This is a genomic window from Clostridium saccharobutylicum DSM 13864, assembly GCF_000473995.1.
GTDB classification, from domain to species: Bacteria; Bacillota; Clostridia; order Clostridiales; family Clostridiaceae; genus Clostridium; species Clostridium saccharobutylicum.
In genome coordinates, this window is record NC_022571.1 from 86,748 (window position 1) to 103,242 (window position 16,495).

General features: G+C 29.1%; 15 protein-coding genes and 1 riboswitch. Of the genes, 12 read left to right on the forward strand and 3 right to left on the reverse strand.

Annotated elements, in window-relative coordinates; all coding sequences use genetic code 11:
- Positions 1 to 9 precede the first annotated feature (9 nt).
- The 11 genes from metG (at position 10) to CLSA_RS00410 (ending at position 11,379) form a co-directional block, all read left to right on the forward strand.
- Positions 10 to 1,638 carry a methionine--tRNA ligase gene (metG, locus tag CLSA_RS00360; protein WP_041715973.1) on the forward strand — a complete coding sequence of 543 codons (1,629 nt, stop codon included), beginning with the start codon at positions 10 to 12 and terminating at the stop codon, positions 1,636 to 1,638.
- Between the two features lie 186 nt (positions 1,639 to 1,824).
- Entirely contained in the window at positions 1,825 to 2,610 is a 786-nt protein-coding gene (locus CLSA_RS00365; protein WP_022743446.1) for a TatD family hydrolase, read from the forward strand.
- Positions 2,611 to 2,874: 264 nt separating this feature from the next.
- Complete coding sequence (locus tag CLSA_RS00370) at positions 2,875 to 3,927, forward strand: 3D domain-containing protein (protein ID WP_022743447.1); 1,053 nt, start codon at positions 2,875 to 2,877, stop codon at positions 3,925 to 3,927.
- A gap of 198 nt (positions 3,928 to 4,125) precedes the next feature.
- Positions 4,126 to 4,683, forward strand: a complete 558-nt coding sequence (gene rnmV / locus CLSA_RS00375; RefSeq protein WP_022743448.1) for a ribonuclease M5 — start codon at positions 4,126 to 4,128, stop codon at positions 4,681 to 4,683.
- Positions 4,684 to 5,535 carry a 16S rRNA (adenine(1518)-N(6)/adenine(1519)-N(6))-dimethyltransferase RsmA gene (gene rsmA, locus CLSA_RS00380; protein ID WP_022743449.1) on the forward strand — a complete coding sequence of 284 codons (852 nt, stop codon included), beginning with the start codon at positions 4,684 to 4,686 and terminating at the stop codon, positions 5,533 to 5,535. It begins immediately after the preceding gene.
- A 306-nt stretch (positions 5,536 to 5,841) separates the two neighbouring features.
- Complete coding sequence (locus tag CLSA_RS00385; protein WP_022743450.1) at positions 5,842 to 7,743, forward strand: hypothetical protein; 1,902 nt, start codon at positions 5,842 to 5,844, stop codon at positions 7,741 to 7,743.
- Between the two features lie 12 nt (positions 7,744 to 7,755).
- Entirely contained in the window at positions 7,756 to 8,316 is a 561-nt protein-coding gene (locus tag CLSA_RS00390; RefSeq protein WP_022743451.1) for a hypothetical protein, read from the forward strand.
- A 106-nt stretch (positions 8,317 to 8,422) separates the two neighbouring features.
- Positions 8,423 to 9,196 carry a prolipoprotein diacylglyceryl transferase gene (locus tag CLSA_RS00395; RefSeq protein ID WP_022743452.1) on the forward strand — a complete coding sequence of 258 codons (774 nt, stop codon included), beginning with the start codon at positions 8,423 to 8,425 and terminating at the stop codon, positions 9,194 to 9,196.
- Positions 9,183 to 10,013, forward strand: a complete 831-nt coding sequence (locus tag CLSA_RS00400; RefSeq protein WP_022743453.1) for a YhfM domain-containing protein — start codon at positions 9,183 to 9,185, stop codon at positions 10,011 to 10,013. Before CLSA_RS00395 ends, CLSA_RS00400 begins: the two co-directional genes overlap by 14 nt.
- A gap of 20 nt (positions 10,014 to 10,033) precedes the next feature.
- Positions 10,034 to 10,876, forward strand: a complete 843-nt coding sequence (locus CLSA_RS00405) for an Mrp/NBP35 family ATP-binding protein (RefSeq protein WP_022743454.1) — start codon at positions 10,034 to 10,036, stop codon at positions 10,874 to 10,876.
- Positions 10,877 to 11,187: 311 nt separating this feature from the next.
- A complete protein-coding gene (locus CLSA_RS00410; RefSeq protein WP_022743455.1) occupies positions 11,188 to 11,379 on the forward strand; it encodes a ferredoxin in 192 nt (63 codons plus the stop codon).
- A gap of 105 nt (positions 11,380 to 11,484) precedes the next feature.
- Here CLSA_RS00410 and thiT read toward each other — a convergent pair whose 3' ends face one another.
- The 3 genes from thiT to CLSA_RS00425 all read right to left on the reverse strand — a co-directional run bounded on the left by thiT (position 11,485) and on the right by CLSA_RS00425 (position 13,644).
- Positions 11,485 to 12,159 (reverse strand): energy-coupled thiamine transporter ThiT, encoded by a 675-nt coding sequence (gene thiT / locus CLSA_RS00415; protein WP_022743456.1) that lies wholly within the window; start codon positions 12,157 to 12,159, stop codon positions 11,485 to 11,487.
- Positions 12,160 to 12,294: 135 nt separating this feature from the next.
- Positions 12,295 to 12,395: riboswitch (TPP riboswitch) on the reverse strand.
- Positions 12,396 to 12,416: 21 nt separating this feature from the next.
- Positions 12,417 to 12,623 carry a hypothetical protein gene (locus CLSA_RS00420; protein WP_041715976.1) on the reverse strand — a complete coding sequence of 69 codons (207 nt, stop codon included), beginning with the start codon at positions 12,621 to 12,623 and terminating at the stop codon, positions 12,417 to 12,419.
- A 172-nt stretch (positions 12,624 to 12,795) separates the two neighbouring features.
- Complete coding sequence (locus CLSA_RS00425; RefSeq protein WP_022743457.1) at positions 12,796 to 13,644, reverse strand: DegV family protein; 849 nt, start codon at positions 13,642 to 13,644, stop codon at positions 12,796 to 12,798.
- Positions 13,645 to 14,105: 461 nt separating this feature from the next.
- On the opposite strand from CLSA_RS00425, the gene CLSA_RS00430 reads away from it, so the two are divergent.
- Positions 14,106 to 16,214 carry an anaerobic ribonucleoside triphosphate reductase gene (locus CLSA_RS00430; RefSeq protein WP_022743458.1) on the forward strand — a complete coding sequence of 703 codons (2,109 nt, stop codon included), beginning with the start codon at positions 14,106 to 14,108 and terminating at the stop codon, positions 16,212 to 16,214.
- The last annotated feature ends 281 nt before the right edge of the window (positions 16,215 to 16,495 follow it).

A 16,495-nucleotide genomic window follows, 5' to 3' on the forward strand; every position in this document is an offset into this window, starting at 1 on the left:
GTTGATTTTGTGAATGTAATAATAGGTAATGCCTGGCCATATGCTAATGGAGAACTTCATTTGGGAAGGATAGCAGTATTGCTTCCAGGGGATGTATTAGCTAGATACCATAGATTAATGGGAGATGATGTGGTTTTTGTTTCAGGTAGTGACTCTCATGGAACACCAGTAACAATTAAAGCAAAAGAAGACGGAATTACTCCAGAGGAAGCAAGTATAAAGTATCATGAAAAAATTAAGGCATGTTTTGAAAAATTAGGCTTTTCCTTTGATATATTTACTAAAACTCATACGGAATATCATTCAAATAAAGTTAAAGAGTTTATAAAAGAGTTATATAATAAAGGATATATTTATGAAAAAAATGTAGAACAAATGTATTGTGAACATTGCAAACAATATCTTTTAGATAGATATATTGAGGGTGCTTGTCCAGCTTGCGGAGGGCATGCAATTGGAGATCAATGTGATGATTGTTCAGAAATATTTGAAAGTGAAGAGTTATTACATAAGAAATGTGTATTTTGTAAATCAGAACCTATAATAAAAGAAACAAAGCACTTATTTTTTGCATTATCTAAGTTTGAAAATGATGTAAAAAGAATTTATATACGTCAAAATGGTTGGAGAGAGAATGCTCAAAAAATAACAAAGAGATATCTTGACGAAGGATTAAGAGACAGAGGAGTAACTCGAGATTTCAATTGGGGAATTGATGTTCCTTTAGAGGGGTATGAGGATAAAAAGATATACGTTTGGATAGAAGCCGTAATGGGTTACTTAACAGCTAGTATGAAATGTATAAATGAACGTGAAGAAGATTATATGGAATATTGGAATGGTAATGATAGTAGAATTTATTTTGTACATGGAAAAGATAATATTCCATTTCACACAGTAATATTTCCGGCTATATTGTCTGGTTTAGGTATAAAGAATCCGAATATAAGAGAAATATCAAGTGAATATTTAAAATTAGAAGGTAAAAACTTCTCAGCAGTTAAAAACTGGGCTGTATGGGCAGACTACATTTTAGATAATTATAATGTAGATTTAATAAGATATTATTTAATATTAAATGGCCCAGAAGTTAAGGATTCAGATTTTACATGGAAGGGATTTATAACAACAAATAATGTTGATTTAGTTGGCCTTTTTGGAAATCTTATTAATAGGATATTAACTTTTGTGAATAATAATTTTAATGGAGAAATACCTAGTGGTAAAATGGATACAGAGATTAGGAATAAGATATTTAATTTATACTGTGAGGTTGGAGATAAAATAGAAGAAGGCAGATTTAAAAGTGCACTAGAAAGTGTATTTAACATGGTAAGAATGACAAACAAGTTTTTTGATGATGAAAAACCATGGATAACTGTTAAGGATAATAGGGAAAAGTGTACGCAGAGCATATATACATGTATTCAGTTTATAGCTAATTTATCTAATTTAATAGAGCCATTTATGCCATTCGCAGCACAAAAAATCAGGAACTTTTTAGATATAAAGAATGCAGTATGGATGCCTATAGAAATTAAAAGTGGTAAAATTAATAATGTTGAAATTTTATTTGAAAGAATAGATAAAAAAAGGATAGATGAAGAAAAAGATCGTTTATTACATAAAAAATATTAAAAATAAATGAACGTCTCGCTTAGGGGGGCGAGACGTTCTTTAACCATATGAAATAATGGTTAAAAGGGGTAAATAATAATGCTTTAACTACTTTACAATTTAAATATTACCCTAGAAATATGTCAATTACGTGTCAAAATTCATAATTTAATAAATATTAGAAATATGCTAAAGGGAGGATATTATATGGAAAAGAAATTTAAAATAATAGATAGCCATGCTCATTATGATGATGAAAAGTTTGATGAAGATAGAGAACAAGTATTAAATGAAATTAGAGAAAATGGGGTAGTTGGAGTATTAAATTGTGCAGCATCTTACGAGAGCTTAAAAACAACAAACAAATTAACTGAAGAGTATGATTTTATAGTTGGTGCATTGGGGATACATCCTGAAAATGCTGATGAAATGAAAGAAGACACTTTAGATGAAATAAAAAGTTATATTAAGAAAAATGATAAAATAGTTGCAATTGGAGAAATTGGATTAGATTATTATTGGGATGAAAATCCATCAAGGGATGTTCAGAAAGATGTATTTAGAAAACAAATGAAATTAGCAGAGGAATTATCTTTACCTGTTGTTATTCACGATAGAGATGCACATCAAGATACATTAGAGATAATGAGAGAATTTCCAGAAGTTATTGGAGTAGTGCACTGTTTTTCAGGTAGCGTAGAGTTTGCTAAAGAATGTATAAAACTAGGATATTATATAGGTTTTACAGGTGTGATAACTTTTAAAAATGCTAAAAAACTTGTAGAAGTTGCTAAAGAGGCACCTTTAGATAGAATTTTAGTTGAAACAGATTGTCCATATATGGCGCCTGAGCCAAACAGAGGAAAAAGAAACAAATCACATTATATTGAATATATAATCAGAAAAATTGCAGAAATAAAGCAAATCGATGCATATGAAGCAAATTTGAAGTTTAATGAAAACTTTTTTAGATTGACTCAAAAGGAAAAATAAGGTAAAATATAGCTTGTACACTACAATGTTTAATATTGTACTTAATTTATAATTAGTTAATTAGAATTCACAATTTAATATCGTTGAAAATTACTTTATGCAATGAGGTATAGATAAAACTGCTATCATTTTTATATATTATAATTTTATGCACGAGAGTGCATTATTGCTATGCTTCATTATAATGCAAGAGGTTGATAATTTGACAAGTCTGGAATATTAAGATATAATTCAAAAGACACTCTTGCCAAAGGAGGGAAATCAATGATAGAAAAATTGAAAAATTTTACTAGGCAAAGTTTTTCTAACAGTCCGAAGGCAAAAATTATAATTGGAACAGTTGCAATGGCAGTTGTAATTGTTACTGCGGTGACAGTAATGAGCTTAAGAAAAACGCTCGTAATAAGTATAGACGGTAAAGAAGAGACTTTTGTCACGTACAAGGGGACTGTTAAGGATGTGTTGCAAGAAAAGGGAGTAGAAATATCTTCTAAAGATAAAGTGCAACCATCATTGGAATCCAAAGTATCTGAGAAAGAAACTATTAAATTAAAAACAGCTGTCCCAATAGAAATCAATGCAAATGGTAAAAAAGTAGAAGTAAAAACAGCAGAAAATACTATTGGAGATATGTTAGAGGCAGAAAAAAATGCATTAAAGGAACAAGGAATTGAATTTGACCAACATGTAGATGAAGCATCACCAGCATTAGATTCACAAATACAAGGTGATGAAAGTGTACAACTTGTCAAAGTTCAAACAAAAAGTGTTGTTGAGAAAGAAGCAATTAACTTTGATACAATAGTCGAGAAAGATCCAAATCTTGACAGCAGTGTTCAAAAGGTTAAGAGTGATGGAGTTAATGGCGAAAAGGAAATTACTTATCAAGTAGTATATAAAGATGGGAAAGAAATTTCTCGTAATGTAAAGAGCACTAAAACTATTTCTGAACCACAAAACAAAGTTATGATAAAAGGAACTGGTCAAGTGTATGCAAGTAGAAGTGGAGATAGTGTAAATTACAAGAAGAAGTTAAGTTGTGAAGCAACCGCATATAGTGGTCATTCTACTACTGCTACAGGTAGAACACCTGTTAGAATTTCAGGCGGCATGAGTACAATTGCAGTTGATCCATCAGTGATTCCATTAGGAAGTAAAGTGTATGTAGATGGATATGGATACGCAATTGCAGCAGATACAGGTAGTGCTATAAAAGGTAACATAATAGATTTATATCTTAACTCGGCAAGTGAATGTGATAGTTGGGGAAGAAGACAGGTTAATGTATTAATAGTTGCTTATCCAGGAGAATGGTAACTTATCTTAGGAGATAACAGATGTTATCTCTATTTTTTTTCTTTAAATTATAGTTGTTTTGGAATATTATTAATAGAGGGATAAAATTAACAATAGAATACATATAAGACACAGTCAAAAAATTACAGAGTAATTTGAAAGCTATATAATATAGATTACGTAAGAAGTATTAAAACTATTGATGAAAGGAAGATAATATTGATAAAAGAAGTAATAGTCGTTGAAGGTAGAGATGACGTTGATGCAGTAAAAAAAGCTTTAGATGCAGAAATAATAGCTGTTGGTGGTTTCGGAATAAATGCAAAAGTAATTGAAAGAATACAGGAAGCTCAAAAAAGAAAGGGTGTAATTATATTAACTGATCCGGATTTTGCAGGTGAAAAGATAAGGAGAATAATTTCTAAAAGGGTTAAAGGTATAAAGCATGCATACATTTCAAAGGAAGATGGGCTTAAAAATGGCGATATAGGAGTTGAAAATGCTTGTCCTGAAGTTATTTTAAGAGCACTTGAGATGGCTAAAATTACTCAAGTAGAAAAACAAGAATTTTTTAATATGCAGGATATGTTTTATTTTAAGCTTACAGGAGATAATACATCTAAGATCAGAAGAGGTATGCTTGGTAAAATATTAGGTATAGGATATGGAAATGCAGGTCAAATGATTTCTAGATTAAATAATTATGGAATAACAAAAGAAGAATTCAGTAATGCTATAAAAGAAATAGAAAAACAATTGGAAGCAGGTAATAAATAGATGGATTTAAAAGATATTAAAACTCAAGAACTTGTTAAAAAGTATAATTTTAAGTTTTCAAAAAGCCTTGGGCAAAATTTTTTGGTTGATGATTCAGTACTTAGTGATATAGTTGATGGAGCAGACGTTAATAATGAAGATTTTATTATAGAAATTGGACCAGGAGTAGGAACGTTAACTGCTCAGCTTTTAATGAAGGCTAAAAAGGTAACAGCTATAGAATTAGATAATGACTTAATTCCAATCCTTGAACAAGAGCTAGGCGAGAATCAAAACTTTAGTCTAATACATAAGGATGCATTGAAAGTAGATTTTAATGAACTTATTGGTGATGAAAAGAGTGTGAAGCTTGTAGCAAATCTTCCTTACTATGTTACTACACCAATAATAGTTAAGCTTTTAAAAGATGGATATAACTTTAAATCTTTGACTATAATGATACAAAAGGAAGTTGCAGAAAGAATTAATGCTGAACCAGATTGTAAAGAATATGGAGCATTATCTGTTTTAGTACAATATTATTGTAATACAAGTATAGTAAGAAGAGTTGCACCAACTTGTTTTATGCCAAGACCAAAGGTTGAATCTATAGTAATAAGATTAGATAGATTAGAAGAACCAAGGGTAAAAGCTAAAGATACAAAACTTATGTTTGAATTAGTAAGAGCTGGATTTAATATGAGAAGAAAAACTTTATGGAATGCTGCAAAGACACTTAAGCTTGAAAAAGAAAAATTAGAAGAAGCTTTTGAAAGATCAGGAATAGATCCTAAAAGAAGAGCAGAAACATTAACATTGGAGGAATTTGCAACACTATCAGATTGCATATATGATATGAAAACAAATTGCTAAAATGATTAGAGATTATATTAAGGTGAGTACATACTTAGACGGTAATGTACTCATTTTTTTATTGTAATAGTTTAGATGGAATATGATGTTAAATATTACGCTTTAAGTTTACTCTCCCTATAAATATATCAAGGTAGCTTAAATAAATATAAGTAATTTTTATTATTAAAAAATAATGTCCATTTTTTTAATTGATTTTACAAATAGTAAAGGCGTTACTAAGTCGTGTAGATTTTCCTTTAAATCATAATTTGGTTTGAGAGGCATATAATATATGGAATAAATATATGTGGAGGTAACGTAGGGGTGGCACATAATAAGTTATATAGAAATTTTATAATATTACAAGAAGATGAAAGAGGATACTCATCTTCTAAAGATAAAGCTTTATCTGGATATGCAAAGATAGAAGTAAAAGGAGATAAATGTAAGGTATCTTTTTATGCCCAAAACCTTAGACACGAAGATGATTATTCCATGGTACTTATCTGCTGTAAAAGAGATTTTAAACAATTAGTTGATTTGGGCCCTTTAACAGTAAATGAAGTGGGGAAAGGAGATACGAGTAAAGAATACTATATTAATAACATAGCTGGGCTAGGAATATCTTACGAAAAAATATCTGGAGCTGCTATTTGTAAGACTAAAGGTGGAGAAAATAAATTCATAATGCATGGTTTCATGAATGGTGAGGAGTCTGCTGATAATTGGACAAAATATAAAATAGTTGGCGTAGATTATAAAAAATATAATAATAAATTAGAACCAAATCTTAAACCTAAGGAAAAAGTTAGTACTAGCCTTGATACAAATGATAAGGTTATAACAGTGGAACCTAGTAAAGAGTTAGCAGCGCCAGAAAAAATAATTAAAGCAGAAAATAATGTAATTGATAAAGTTGAGACTAAAATAGAATCTAAAGTGAACATAAAAACAGAATGCTTAAATGAAAGCATTTCTAATTCAAAAGATAATAATAATTTAGAAAATGTTATAGTAAAAAGAGGAGAAGAGCCAACTGTAATAACAGAAGAAAGAGATAAGATAAAAGAAAATATAATAGAATTGGATGAAGATAGAAGCAAATGCAATAAATGCGGAGAAAAAGAAAAGGATCATAAGGTTTATGATAAAGATAATAAGGCATGTCTAGAGGAGAAAAAGGAGCATGACAAAGAACATAAGATGCATAGTGAAAAAGAGCACAAAGCTTATGATGAAAAGTGCCATAAGACTTATGGTGAAAAAGAAAATAAGAAGATGTGTGTTGGAGAAGTTATAGAGGCAATAGCTGACAAATTAGAAACTTACGATGGATCTATAAACTTAGAAATAAAGGGACATGATAAAGAGGTTGTTATATATGGATTTATAAAAGATAAAAAGAGTAGTGAATGTGGTTGGAAGAAATTCAAGATAGAGAAAAAATGTAGACTTGATGATGAGGATATATTTATTGAGCAAAATAGTAAGAGAATAGAAGAAAATATTAGATTAGATAAAATAGATTTTGAAGAATACGAAAATGAGATTAAAAAATCAAATCAAGCAAACAATAATTACTTTAAAAAAATAACTCCACAAAGTAATACGGAAGTTAAAACAACAACTCCAGAAATCAATACTGAAGTTGAAAAAATAACCCCACAAACTACTACCGAAGTTAAGGAGTCGACACCAGAAACCACTACTGAAGTTAAGGAATCAACACCACAAATGACTACTGAAGTTAAAGAATCAACACCACAAATGACTGGTGAAGTTAAGGAATCAACACCAGAATACAACTTTGAAATTAAGGGAAAAGTGGGGCAATACTTTGAGAAGCTTGCAGAAGGATTTGAACTATTAAAAAATAAGTTAAATGATATAAACTATTGTAAGTGGTATAAAGTTATTGTTAATAAAATGGAAGACTTATTTGATGAATCAGATTATAATAAGTATACATTAGCATACTATCCAATGTTAAATTATTATCCTTATATCAGCAAAGATAAACACTTTTTGTTAGGATATAAATGCGATAAAAATGGAGAATTGAAATATATAGTATATGCTATACCAGGTAGTAAAGATAAATGTGATCAACCATATGGCGGAAAAACAGGATTTGTAACATGGACTAGTAATGATTCGATGGATAAAGGATATTGGCTAATGTTCTATGATTATAAGAGTTCTTCAATTGTAGTTCCAATGAAATAGAGAAAAACTGCTATGAATAAAAAGCAATTAATTGTTACGTCCATATTAGTATTACTAATGTTAGTACTAGCTATAACTCAAGGGTTTTTTCGCGACAATTTCCAACAGGTAGTTCTTTTAGATCAAGGAATAAGTCAGTTTAAAGAATATAACTTTGATGACGGTAAGTATGTTATTTCTTTGCCAGATGAATGGACGGTAGATGAAAAAGAAAGCAAAGGGCAATATGTTAGTAGTAAATTAAATTTTAAAGATGGAAATAATAAATTTACAGGTTCAGTAGAAGTAATAAATACGAAAGAAGATTTAAATGTATTTTCAGAAAGTGATTTAGAAAATCAGACTTTAAAATACTCTAATTCAGAAGTAATGCCATTTAAGAATTCTAATAACTCTGGAGTATTAGTTCAATATGATACAACTGTGAGAAATGGATATTATTTTAAAAATGAATGTTACTACTTGAATTTAGAAGATGGAAAAATAGTTAAAGTACTATTTAATATTAAACAAAAGGATTATAAGGAGAATATAAAAACTATCTTTGATGTTATTGTATCAAGTATTAAGTAGACTAAATAAGATTTGCTAATGATGAGTAGAAGTATTATAATTTAAGTATCAAGGAGAAGCCTAAATTGCTTCTCCTTGATACTTATTTAGCGTAAGGAGGAAATTGATGCGGATAATACTATTTGAGATATTTGGGATACAAATAAAGAGTTATGGATTAATGATTGCTATAGGAATAATAGTAGCAGCAACTTTACTTATAAATAAGGCTAAGAAAAGAGGATTTGATGAGGACTCATTATTAAATTTAATTATTTTAGCTGTGATAGGTGGAGTAATTGGTGGAAAACTGTTATTCATAATTACTGAAATTAAAAGTATTATAAAAGATCCGAGCATATTGTTGAATTTTGGATATGGCTTTGTAATTTATGGCGCTATATGTGGTGGAGCTTTATCCATATATCTATATTGTAATCATAAAAAATGGAATGTGATTGAAATATTAGATATGACAGTTCCAGTACTAGCAATAGCACAAGGTTTTGGTCGGATTGGATGTTTTTTAGCAGGATGTTGCTATGGGGCGGAAACTAATTTGCCTATAGGTGTCAAATTTCCAACAGGATCTCTTGCACCAGCGGGAGTGCTTTTACATCCAACTCAAATTTATTCGTCTATTTTTGATTTTGCATTAGGAATTTTCCTTTTATATTATTCAAGAAAGAAGAGAACAAATGGGAAAGTAATAGGATTTTATTTAGTTATATATAGTATAGGAAGATTTTTAGTAGAATTTTTAAGGAATGATCCAAGGGGGAATGTTGGAATTCTTTCTACATCACAGTTTATTGCAATATTTACTTTGATGCTTGGAATTGTTATTCTTAATACTAAAATGTTATTTAAAGGAGCGAAGAAAAGCATTGAAGAAAAGTAGATTTTTTATTATGATTTTATCTGTGTTATTAATAATAACAACATTATCAGGATGCACTTTACTTGATAGTGCAGAAGTTAAATTAAATATAAAAAACCAATATTTCGATTACATGAGCCAGAATAAGGTAGATAAAATAATAATACAAAATGTTAGAGATAGTGGATTTAGATTTATAATTAATGATAGTAAAGCTATAGATGATGTTTATAAACTTTTGTCAAAGGGAAGTGAAGTATCTAAAAAAAGTAGTCTTGACCCAGATTATATATTTGAAGTTTGGATTGGAGATGAAGTTAAAAAATATCAGTATGTAGTTGGAGCTAATGAGAGTGGGACAGGTAATTTTTATGATGATGATAAGGCATTTTCAGTATCAAAGAATTTAGAAAATACTATAATGCAGAATCTTTCAGTTATAAGAAAACCTAGAGACTTTGAGTATGTATATTATCAATCTATATTAAAAGTTATAAATAATAAAAAGGATTCTATATCTAGTGGTAAAGTAGGAGTAGATATATCTAATGATACAGATTGCTTAAAGTATATGTTTTCTATAGATTTGCAAGAATTTAAGAAAAACTTAAATAAAATTTTACCAAATGTAGATTTAGTAAAAAATAATAGTGAACAATTTGATACAGTAATTAAAGTTAAAAATAGAGGGTTTAATACCACAACTTTTAAGACATTAATAACTGTAGAGAATAAATCAGATAAATCTTTGGAAAATTATTATATATCCGCAGAGTATAATTATAAAGATTGGGATATTACTGTAAGTGAACCAAATCAAATGCCACAAGATTGGTAAAATAAAAGGAGGATAAAATAATGGGAAGTTGCGAAGGATGTCCAAGTAAGGATACATGTAAAACTAAAGGAGAAAGTTGTCCATCAGAAAGCTTAAAGGTATCACCAAGATACGGAAAAATAAAAAATGTTATAGGAGTTATAAGTGGAAAAGGAGGCGTTGGTAAGTCAACTGTTACTGGTATTATGGCAACTATGTTAGCTAAAAAAGGCTATAAAGTAGGAGTATTAGATGCAGATATAACAGGACCATCTATGCCAAGATTCTTTGGGATAAACAAGAAGAGAGCACTTATACATCCATTAGATAACGAGATGGTAAGATTTGATCCTGTAGAGACAGATGGAGGAATAAAAGTAATTTCTATGAATCTTGTAACTCCAGTAGAGGAAGAACCTCTTATTTGGAGAGGTGCAGTAATCAATGGAGTGTTGAAGCAATTATTTGTTGAAACAAATTGGGGCGAGCTTGACTATTTACTTATAGATATGCCACCAGGTACAGGAGATATTGCCTTAACTGTAATGCAGGAGTTCCCAATTGATGAGATTGTAATAGTTTCTACACCACAAGATATGGTATCAATGATTGTTAAAAAAGTTGTTATTATGGCTCAAAAGATAGGAATAAAAATTAAAGGTGTAGTAGAAAATATGGCTTATATAAATTGTCCGGATTGTGATAAGAAAATAAGAGTATTTAGCAGAAAATCTTCAGAAGAAAATGCAGAATATTTAGGATTGCCTTTAATAGGTGAGTTACCAATTAATATTGAACTTACAGAAGCTTTAGAAGATGGTAAGGCTGAGGAATATGTTAGAGAAAATGCGTTATATTCATTAATATTTGAAGGATTGTATTAAAGCTTAATTACCAAGTAAATAAAAAGCATCATATAATATAAAAGGTTTCATTATTTAAAGTTACAGAAATTAAATAATGAAGCTTTTTTATTTTTACGAAGTTTATATATAAAAGTTCTTAATGTTGATATTGCACTCTTTTTCATGTATATATTTTGTAGTAACCACAAGCAAAAGAATATCCTTACTTTCGGGGAGAAACCACCTAAATTTAAATTTCGAGTTCTTTATAGTATTAGAGTATACATACTTTCGGATTATTTAGGAAATAATACACTATGTAATTTTGATTTGAAAGGATGTAGAGATTAATGAAAGCAAAAGTAGATAAAGATACTTGTATAGCATGTGGACTATGTCCATCTATATGTCCAGAATGCTTTGATATGGAGGATGACGGAAAGGCTGGCTTTATAGTTGATGAAGCACCAGAAAATGTAGAAGGTGAAGTGCAAGAAGCAGCAGAAAGCTGTCCAGTAGATGCAATATCTGTCGAGAAATAAAACATAAGAATAAGAGAAAATATACATTAATATATGATTTTTTATTATGTATATTTTCTCTTTATTATTTTTATATAATATTGTTATATTAAATAAATTTGTACACTAACTCATGGTATTAAGTGAAGATGCGTGTATTATTCTTTCAATAGGAAGAATAGATATGATTACTAAGCATATAATGTATTCTATTCCTAGCATAGGTCCATTAATTATTAATGAATATAAAGCAGGAGACATTCCAGCGGGTGCAAGTGAACCAAAGAAAGCAACTCCAGAAATAAAATGACACAAAAATCTAACAAAAACAGCTAAGGTAACCCCAAGCCATTTTTTATTATTAAAGCATCCTGCTATACCTAATGCCATAAAGGGTAATGGATAATCAAATAAAACTTGAACTGGATGCAGAATGTATGGATCCATAATAAGTGTTATTATTCCGTAAAGAAATCCTGTTAGAAATCCTACTCTTGGTCCGTACATAAATGCTATAAGTAATATTGGAACCATGCTACCTAATGTAATACTACCACCTTGTGGAAAATGATATAATCTGAGCATTTTCAGTATTGTAGCTAAAGCCAAAGCTATGCCAATTCTAGCAATAAGTTGAGGAGTAAAGTTGATTTTTTTAACTTTAACTAATATTATGAGTAATATTACACAACCAATTAAAGTTGTAATGGATAATGGACTTGCAATTATAGCTTGAATGTTTTGTGAAAAGTTTTGGAAAAGAGTAGAAAATTGTTTGTACCAATCATTAAAAATTTGCATAAAAAAAACCTCCTTCGTGACGCTTATGGAAGAGGAATTAACAAAGTCATTATAACTAATCTTCATATAATAAATTTAAATATTAGTTTTATACTTTGGTTTAGAGACTACCAACCTATATAAATAGAAATGTAAATTCTTATAAGGTTGCTTTCCCTACGCTAGAATTAACTAGATCAGGTTTAAAGGGTTTATGAATTATCAAATCTCAGCATATAGCTCCCCCAGCACGTTACAAAATAATTTTATACATTTTACTATAAATAGTCAATTATGTTATATGTGTTAAACTTGTCGTTTTTATTATGATGGGCTATATAATTAGAAGTAATTTGATTTAAATCTGTTGAATAATGAGAAACTGGATTATTGGGCAAATTGTGAGAAGAAGTGATAGAAATAGTATCATTCATATCAATAATAATACTTTCTTTGTACGTTGAATCTAAAACAAAACCTTTCATAAAATTAAGCCTCCTTAAATCAAACAAAATGAGGTTTTACTTTGTTTATTGCATTAAAAAACTAAAACTTTCTTAAATATATGATTAACCAAAATAAAAAAAATATACATAAAAATCACCTAACTAAAAATATAATTTTTTAGTTAGGTGATTTTTATGTGTTTTTAATAAATTAATCTATATTTTCTACAATGAATCCAACAAGACCAGGGCCGGTATGAACACCAAGTGCAGGGCCAATCATTCCTCCAAGGGTACATTCCACTAAATTAGGAAGGTCTTTAATTGAATCATATAACATTTCAGCTTTATCAGGAGCATTGCCATCTAATACCCAGACTTTACATTTGTTATTTTCTAAATAAGGTTTTAACAAAGTAGCTAATCTAGATATTGATTGTTTAATTCCTCTTATTTTGCAAACTGTGTGATATATTCCATCATTACCTACAGTTATAATAGGTTTAAGATTGAGTGCATCAGCTATAGTTCCAGCAACTTTACCTATTCTACCGCCTTTTTTTAGATATTCTAATGTATCTATTGTGAAAAATACATCTATTTTATTTTTGAGCGTAGGTAATATATCTATAATTTCTTTAAAAGGTTTACCTTCTTTAATTAAATTTGCAGTTTCAAGTACTATTGCACCCTGAGACATAGTTAATGTCATAGAATCAAACACGAAAGTTTGTATTCCAGAAACATTTTCAGCTGCTAATCTTGCTGCGTTATAAGCTCCTGAAAGACCACTTGATATAGTTATTATAATTGCATGAGTATATCCAACATTTTTTGCTTCATTTAATGCATTAGTAAATCTATCAACACTAGGTAACGATGTTGTAGGAATTTCTTTTTTTAGTAACTCATAAAGCATATTTGGAGTTATATCAATACCATCGTCATATTCTTTATTGGAAAAAATAATTTTGAAAGGTAGTATTTTAATATTATTTTCCTTTGCAATATCAGCACTTATATCACAAGCACTATCTGTTATTAATGCAATTTTCTCCATCTTAATTCCTCCTAAAGCACATTAACATATTTTAATTATATCACTACTGATATTGTTATCAATGGTGATATAATTAAATTAGCATTAATTATTGTAATAAATTAAGAAACACAATATATAGTAAATTTGATTGGAAGATAAAACCTATATATTGTGTATGACACAATTTTAAATTAGTTTTTGTTAATTATTATATATAATTATAAAAAATTAATTTGGATTATGGTACCATTAGGTGCTATAAGTGTAGGAAAAGACAATAATAAGAATAGTTTGTAATAAGTCAACTATGTAATAACTGCAAAAAATAATCAAATCGAAAGCTAGATAGATATAATTGATAAGAATTAAAATATAATGCCTAAAAAATAAAAAATAAAAGACATTGCTAATGAATACCTTATACAGTATAATAGTACAGTACTAAGGATACTATATATTGTGCCATGGAGGGAATAATTATGCTATATGTTGTAAAAAGGGACGGCAGAGAGGTCGAATTTAATGCCGATAAAATAACTCAAGCTATTAAGGGCTCAGGGAATGAAATCGGTTTGATTTTAAAAGAAAGCGAAGTTCTAGATACGGTTCAAACTGTAATTACTTATATTGAATCAGAATATAAAAAGACTATAACTGTAGAACAAATACAAAATTTTGTTGAAAAAGCATTAAGAGAAGAAGGGTATAAAGATATAGCAATAGCTTATTCTTCATATAGAAAAGAAAGAACAAAAGTTAGAGAGATAAAATCAGATTTAATGAGAGCAATTCGCCAAATTGGTGTTGAAACAGATAGAGATAATGCAAATGTAGGTAACAATTTTAGTTCAAAGTTACTAAGAATAGCTTCGGAATCAAATAAGTGGAATACATTAGCTATAATGCCTAAAAATTTAGCTAAAGCTCATGAAACAGGAGATTTATATTATCATGATTTGGACAGTTATAATTTAACTGTAAATTGTCTTCATATTCCAACTAGAGAAATGCTAGAAGGTGGATTTAACACTGGATATGGAACAATTAATGCTCCTAAGAGAATAGAAACAGCTGCTGAGTTATCATGTATTTTATTACAATCAACTCAAAATGATATGTTTGGTGGTCAATCACATCCTGATTTTGATAATGACATGGGTATATTTGTAGAACCTACAAGAGAAGAAATCAGAAGAGAATTAGAAGAGTTAGATATTCCAAGAGAAAAAATAGAATCTATACTTGAAAGAAAAGTAAGAGACAAAGTTCGACAAGCAATGCAAGGCGTTGTATATAATCTTAACACAATGCATTCTAGAGCTGGTTCTCAAGTACCATTTAGTTCAATTAATATAGGTTTACCTACTAGTGCAGATGCAGCATTGGTATGTGAAGTATTTTTAATAGAATATGAAAAGGGATTAGGAAAGGGAGAACAACCAATTTTCCCAAACATAATTTTCAGAGTTAAGAGTGGAGTTAATAGAGAAGAGGATGATCCGTATTTCTATTTATATAAATTAGCATGTAGAGTTGCTGCTAAGAGAATGAATCCAACATTTATGAATATAGATGCAGATTTTAATAAAGAATATTATGATAAAGGATATGTTCCAGCAACTATGGGTTGTAGAACTTACCTTATGAAGAATATAAATGGAGAGCCAGGATGTAAAGGTAGGGGGAATATAGCGCCAACTACTATAAATCTTCCAAGAATAGGGTTACAAGCAAAAGGAAGTATAGATAAATTCTTTGAAATATTAGATGCAAGATTAAATTTATCAAAGGAATCATTAATGCATAGATATGGAGTATTAAAGAATCTAAAGGTTAAGGATTTACCATTTGTAGCTGGTCAAGGATTAATGAAGGGATCAGAAGGATTAGGCCCAGATGATTCTATTGAACCAATATTGAAACAAGGTACATGGGGAATTGGATTTATAGGACTTGCAGAAACTTTAGTAGCTCTAGTAGGTAAACATCAAGGTGAAGATGATAATGCTAGAGAATTAGGAATAAAAGTAATTGAGCATATAAGACAATATTGTGATAGATTAACAGAAGAAACTAGGTTAAATTGGAGTTGTTATGCCACTCCAGCAGAAGGTCTTTCAGGAAAGTTTATAAAGCAAGATAAAAAGATATTTGGAATAATTAAAGGTGTAACAGATAAAGATTATTATACAAATAGTTATCATGTTCCAGTAGGATATGCAATATCAATTAAAGATAAAATAGATATTGAAGCACCATATCACAAACTTTGCAATGGTGGACATATAAGCTATATTGAAGTAGATGATTCACCAGATGAACAAACAGTAATGGATATAATTAATTATGCATATAGAAATACTAATATAAGCTATATGGGTATTAATTTCCACATAAGATATTGTAGAGAATGTGGAACATATTTACATGATAATGAAGCTAAGTGCCCAAGTTGCGGAAGCACTGATATACAAGGTGTATCAAGGGTTACAGGATATTTAAGCTTGGATGAAAGATTTGGTCCAGGTAAATATCATGAAAGAGAAGATAGAATATCTCATACTGAAGGACATAAACATCATTATTAAAATAAAGTATATAATTAAAGTACTATGAAATTTGTTAATGAATTTAGCGAGTTTCATAGTACTTTAATTTTTTCTATTAAATATAATAATAATGCTGTTATTATATTTTAAATTAATGACAAAGACATCTATAAATATTGGGAAAATAATAAATTCCACAAAAACTAAATGATTTAATTATTGCAATAATTTAAAAAAAACTTGCAATAATCATGCAAAAATAACCCTGAAAGCCTATAAAATAAAGAAAGGGTGAAAGAGAAGTATGTTTTTGTTGCAAA

What these genes read in the sequence shown, in the direction of transcription:
- CLSA_RS00365 (WP_022743446.1), top strand. Translation starts at nt 1,825, where the DNA reads ATGGAAAAGAAATTTAAAATAATAGATAGCCATGCTCATTATGATGAT.
- CLSA_RS00370 (WP_022743447.1), top strand. Translation starts at nt 2,875, where the DNA reads ATGATAGAAAAATTGAAAAATTTTACTAGGCAAAGTTTTTCTAACAGT.
- rsmA (WP_022743449.1), top strand. Translation starts at nt 4,684, where the DNA reads ATGGATTTAAAAGATATTAAAACTCAAGAACTTGTTAAAAAGTATAAT.
- CLSA_RS00390 (WP_022743451.1), top strand. Translation starts at nt 7,756, where the DNA reads ATGAATAAAAAGCAATTAATTGTTACGTCCATATTAGTATTACTAATG.
- CLSA_RS00395 (WP_022743452.1), top strand. Translation starts at nt 8,423, where the DNA reads ATGCGGATAATACTATTTGAGATATTTGGGATACAAATAAAGAGTTAT.
- CLSA_RS00405 (WP_022743454.1), top strand. Translation starts at nt 10,034, where the DNA reads ATGGGAAGTTGCGAAGGATGTCCAAGTAAGGATACATGTAAAACTAAA.
- CLSA_RS00410 (WP_022743455.1), top strand. Translation starts at nt 11,188, where the DNA reads ATGAAAGCAAAAGTAGATAAAGATACTTGTATAGCATGTGGACTATGT.
- thiT (WP_022743456.1), bottom strand. Translation starts at nt 12,159, where the DNA reads ATGCAAATTTTTAATGATTGGTACAAACAATTTTCTACTCTTTTCCAA.
- CLSA_RS00420 (WP_041715976.1), bottom strand. Translation starts at nt 12,623, where the DNA reads ATGAAAGGTTTTGTTTTAGATTCAACGTACAAAGAAAGTATTATTATT.
- CLSA_RS00425 (WP_022743457.1), bottom strand. Translation starts at nt 13,644, where the DNA reads ATGGAGAAAATTGCATTAATAACAGATAGTGCTTGTGATATAAGTGCT.
- CLSA_RS00430 (WP_022743458.1), top strand. Translation starts at nt 14,106, where the DNA reads ATGCTATATGTTGTAAAAAGGGACGGCAGAGAGGTCGAATTTAATGCC.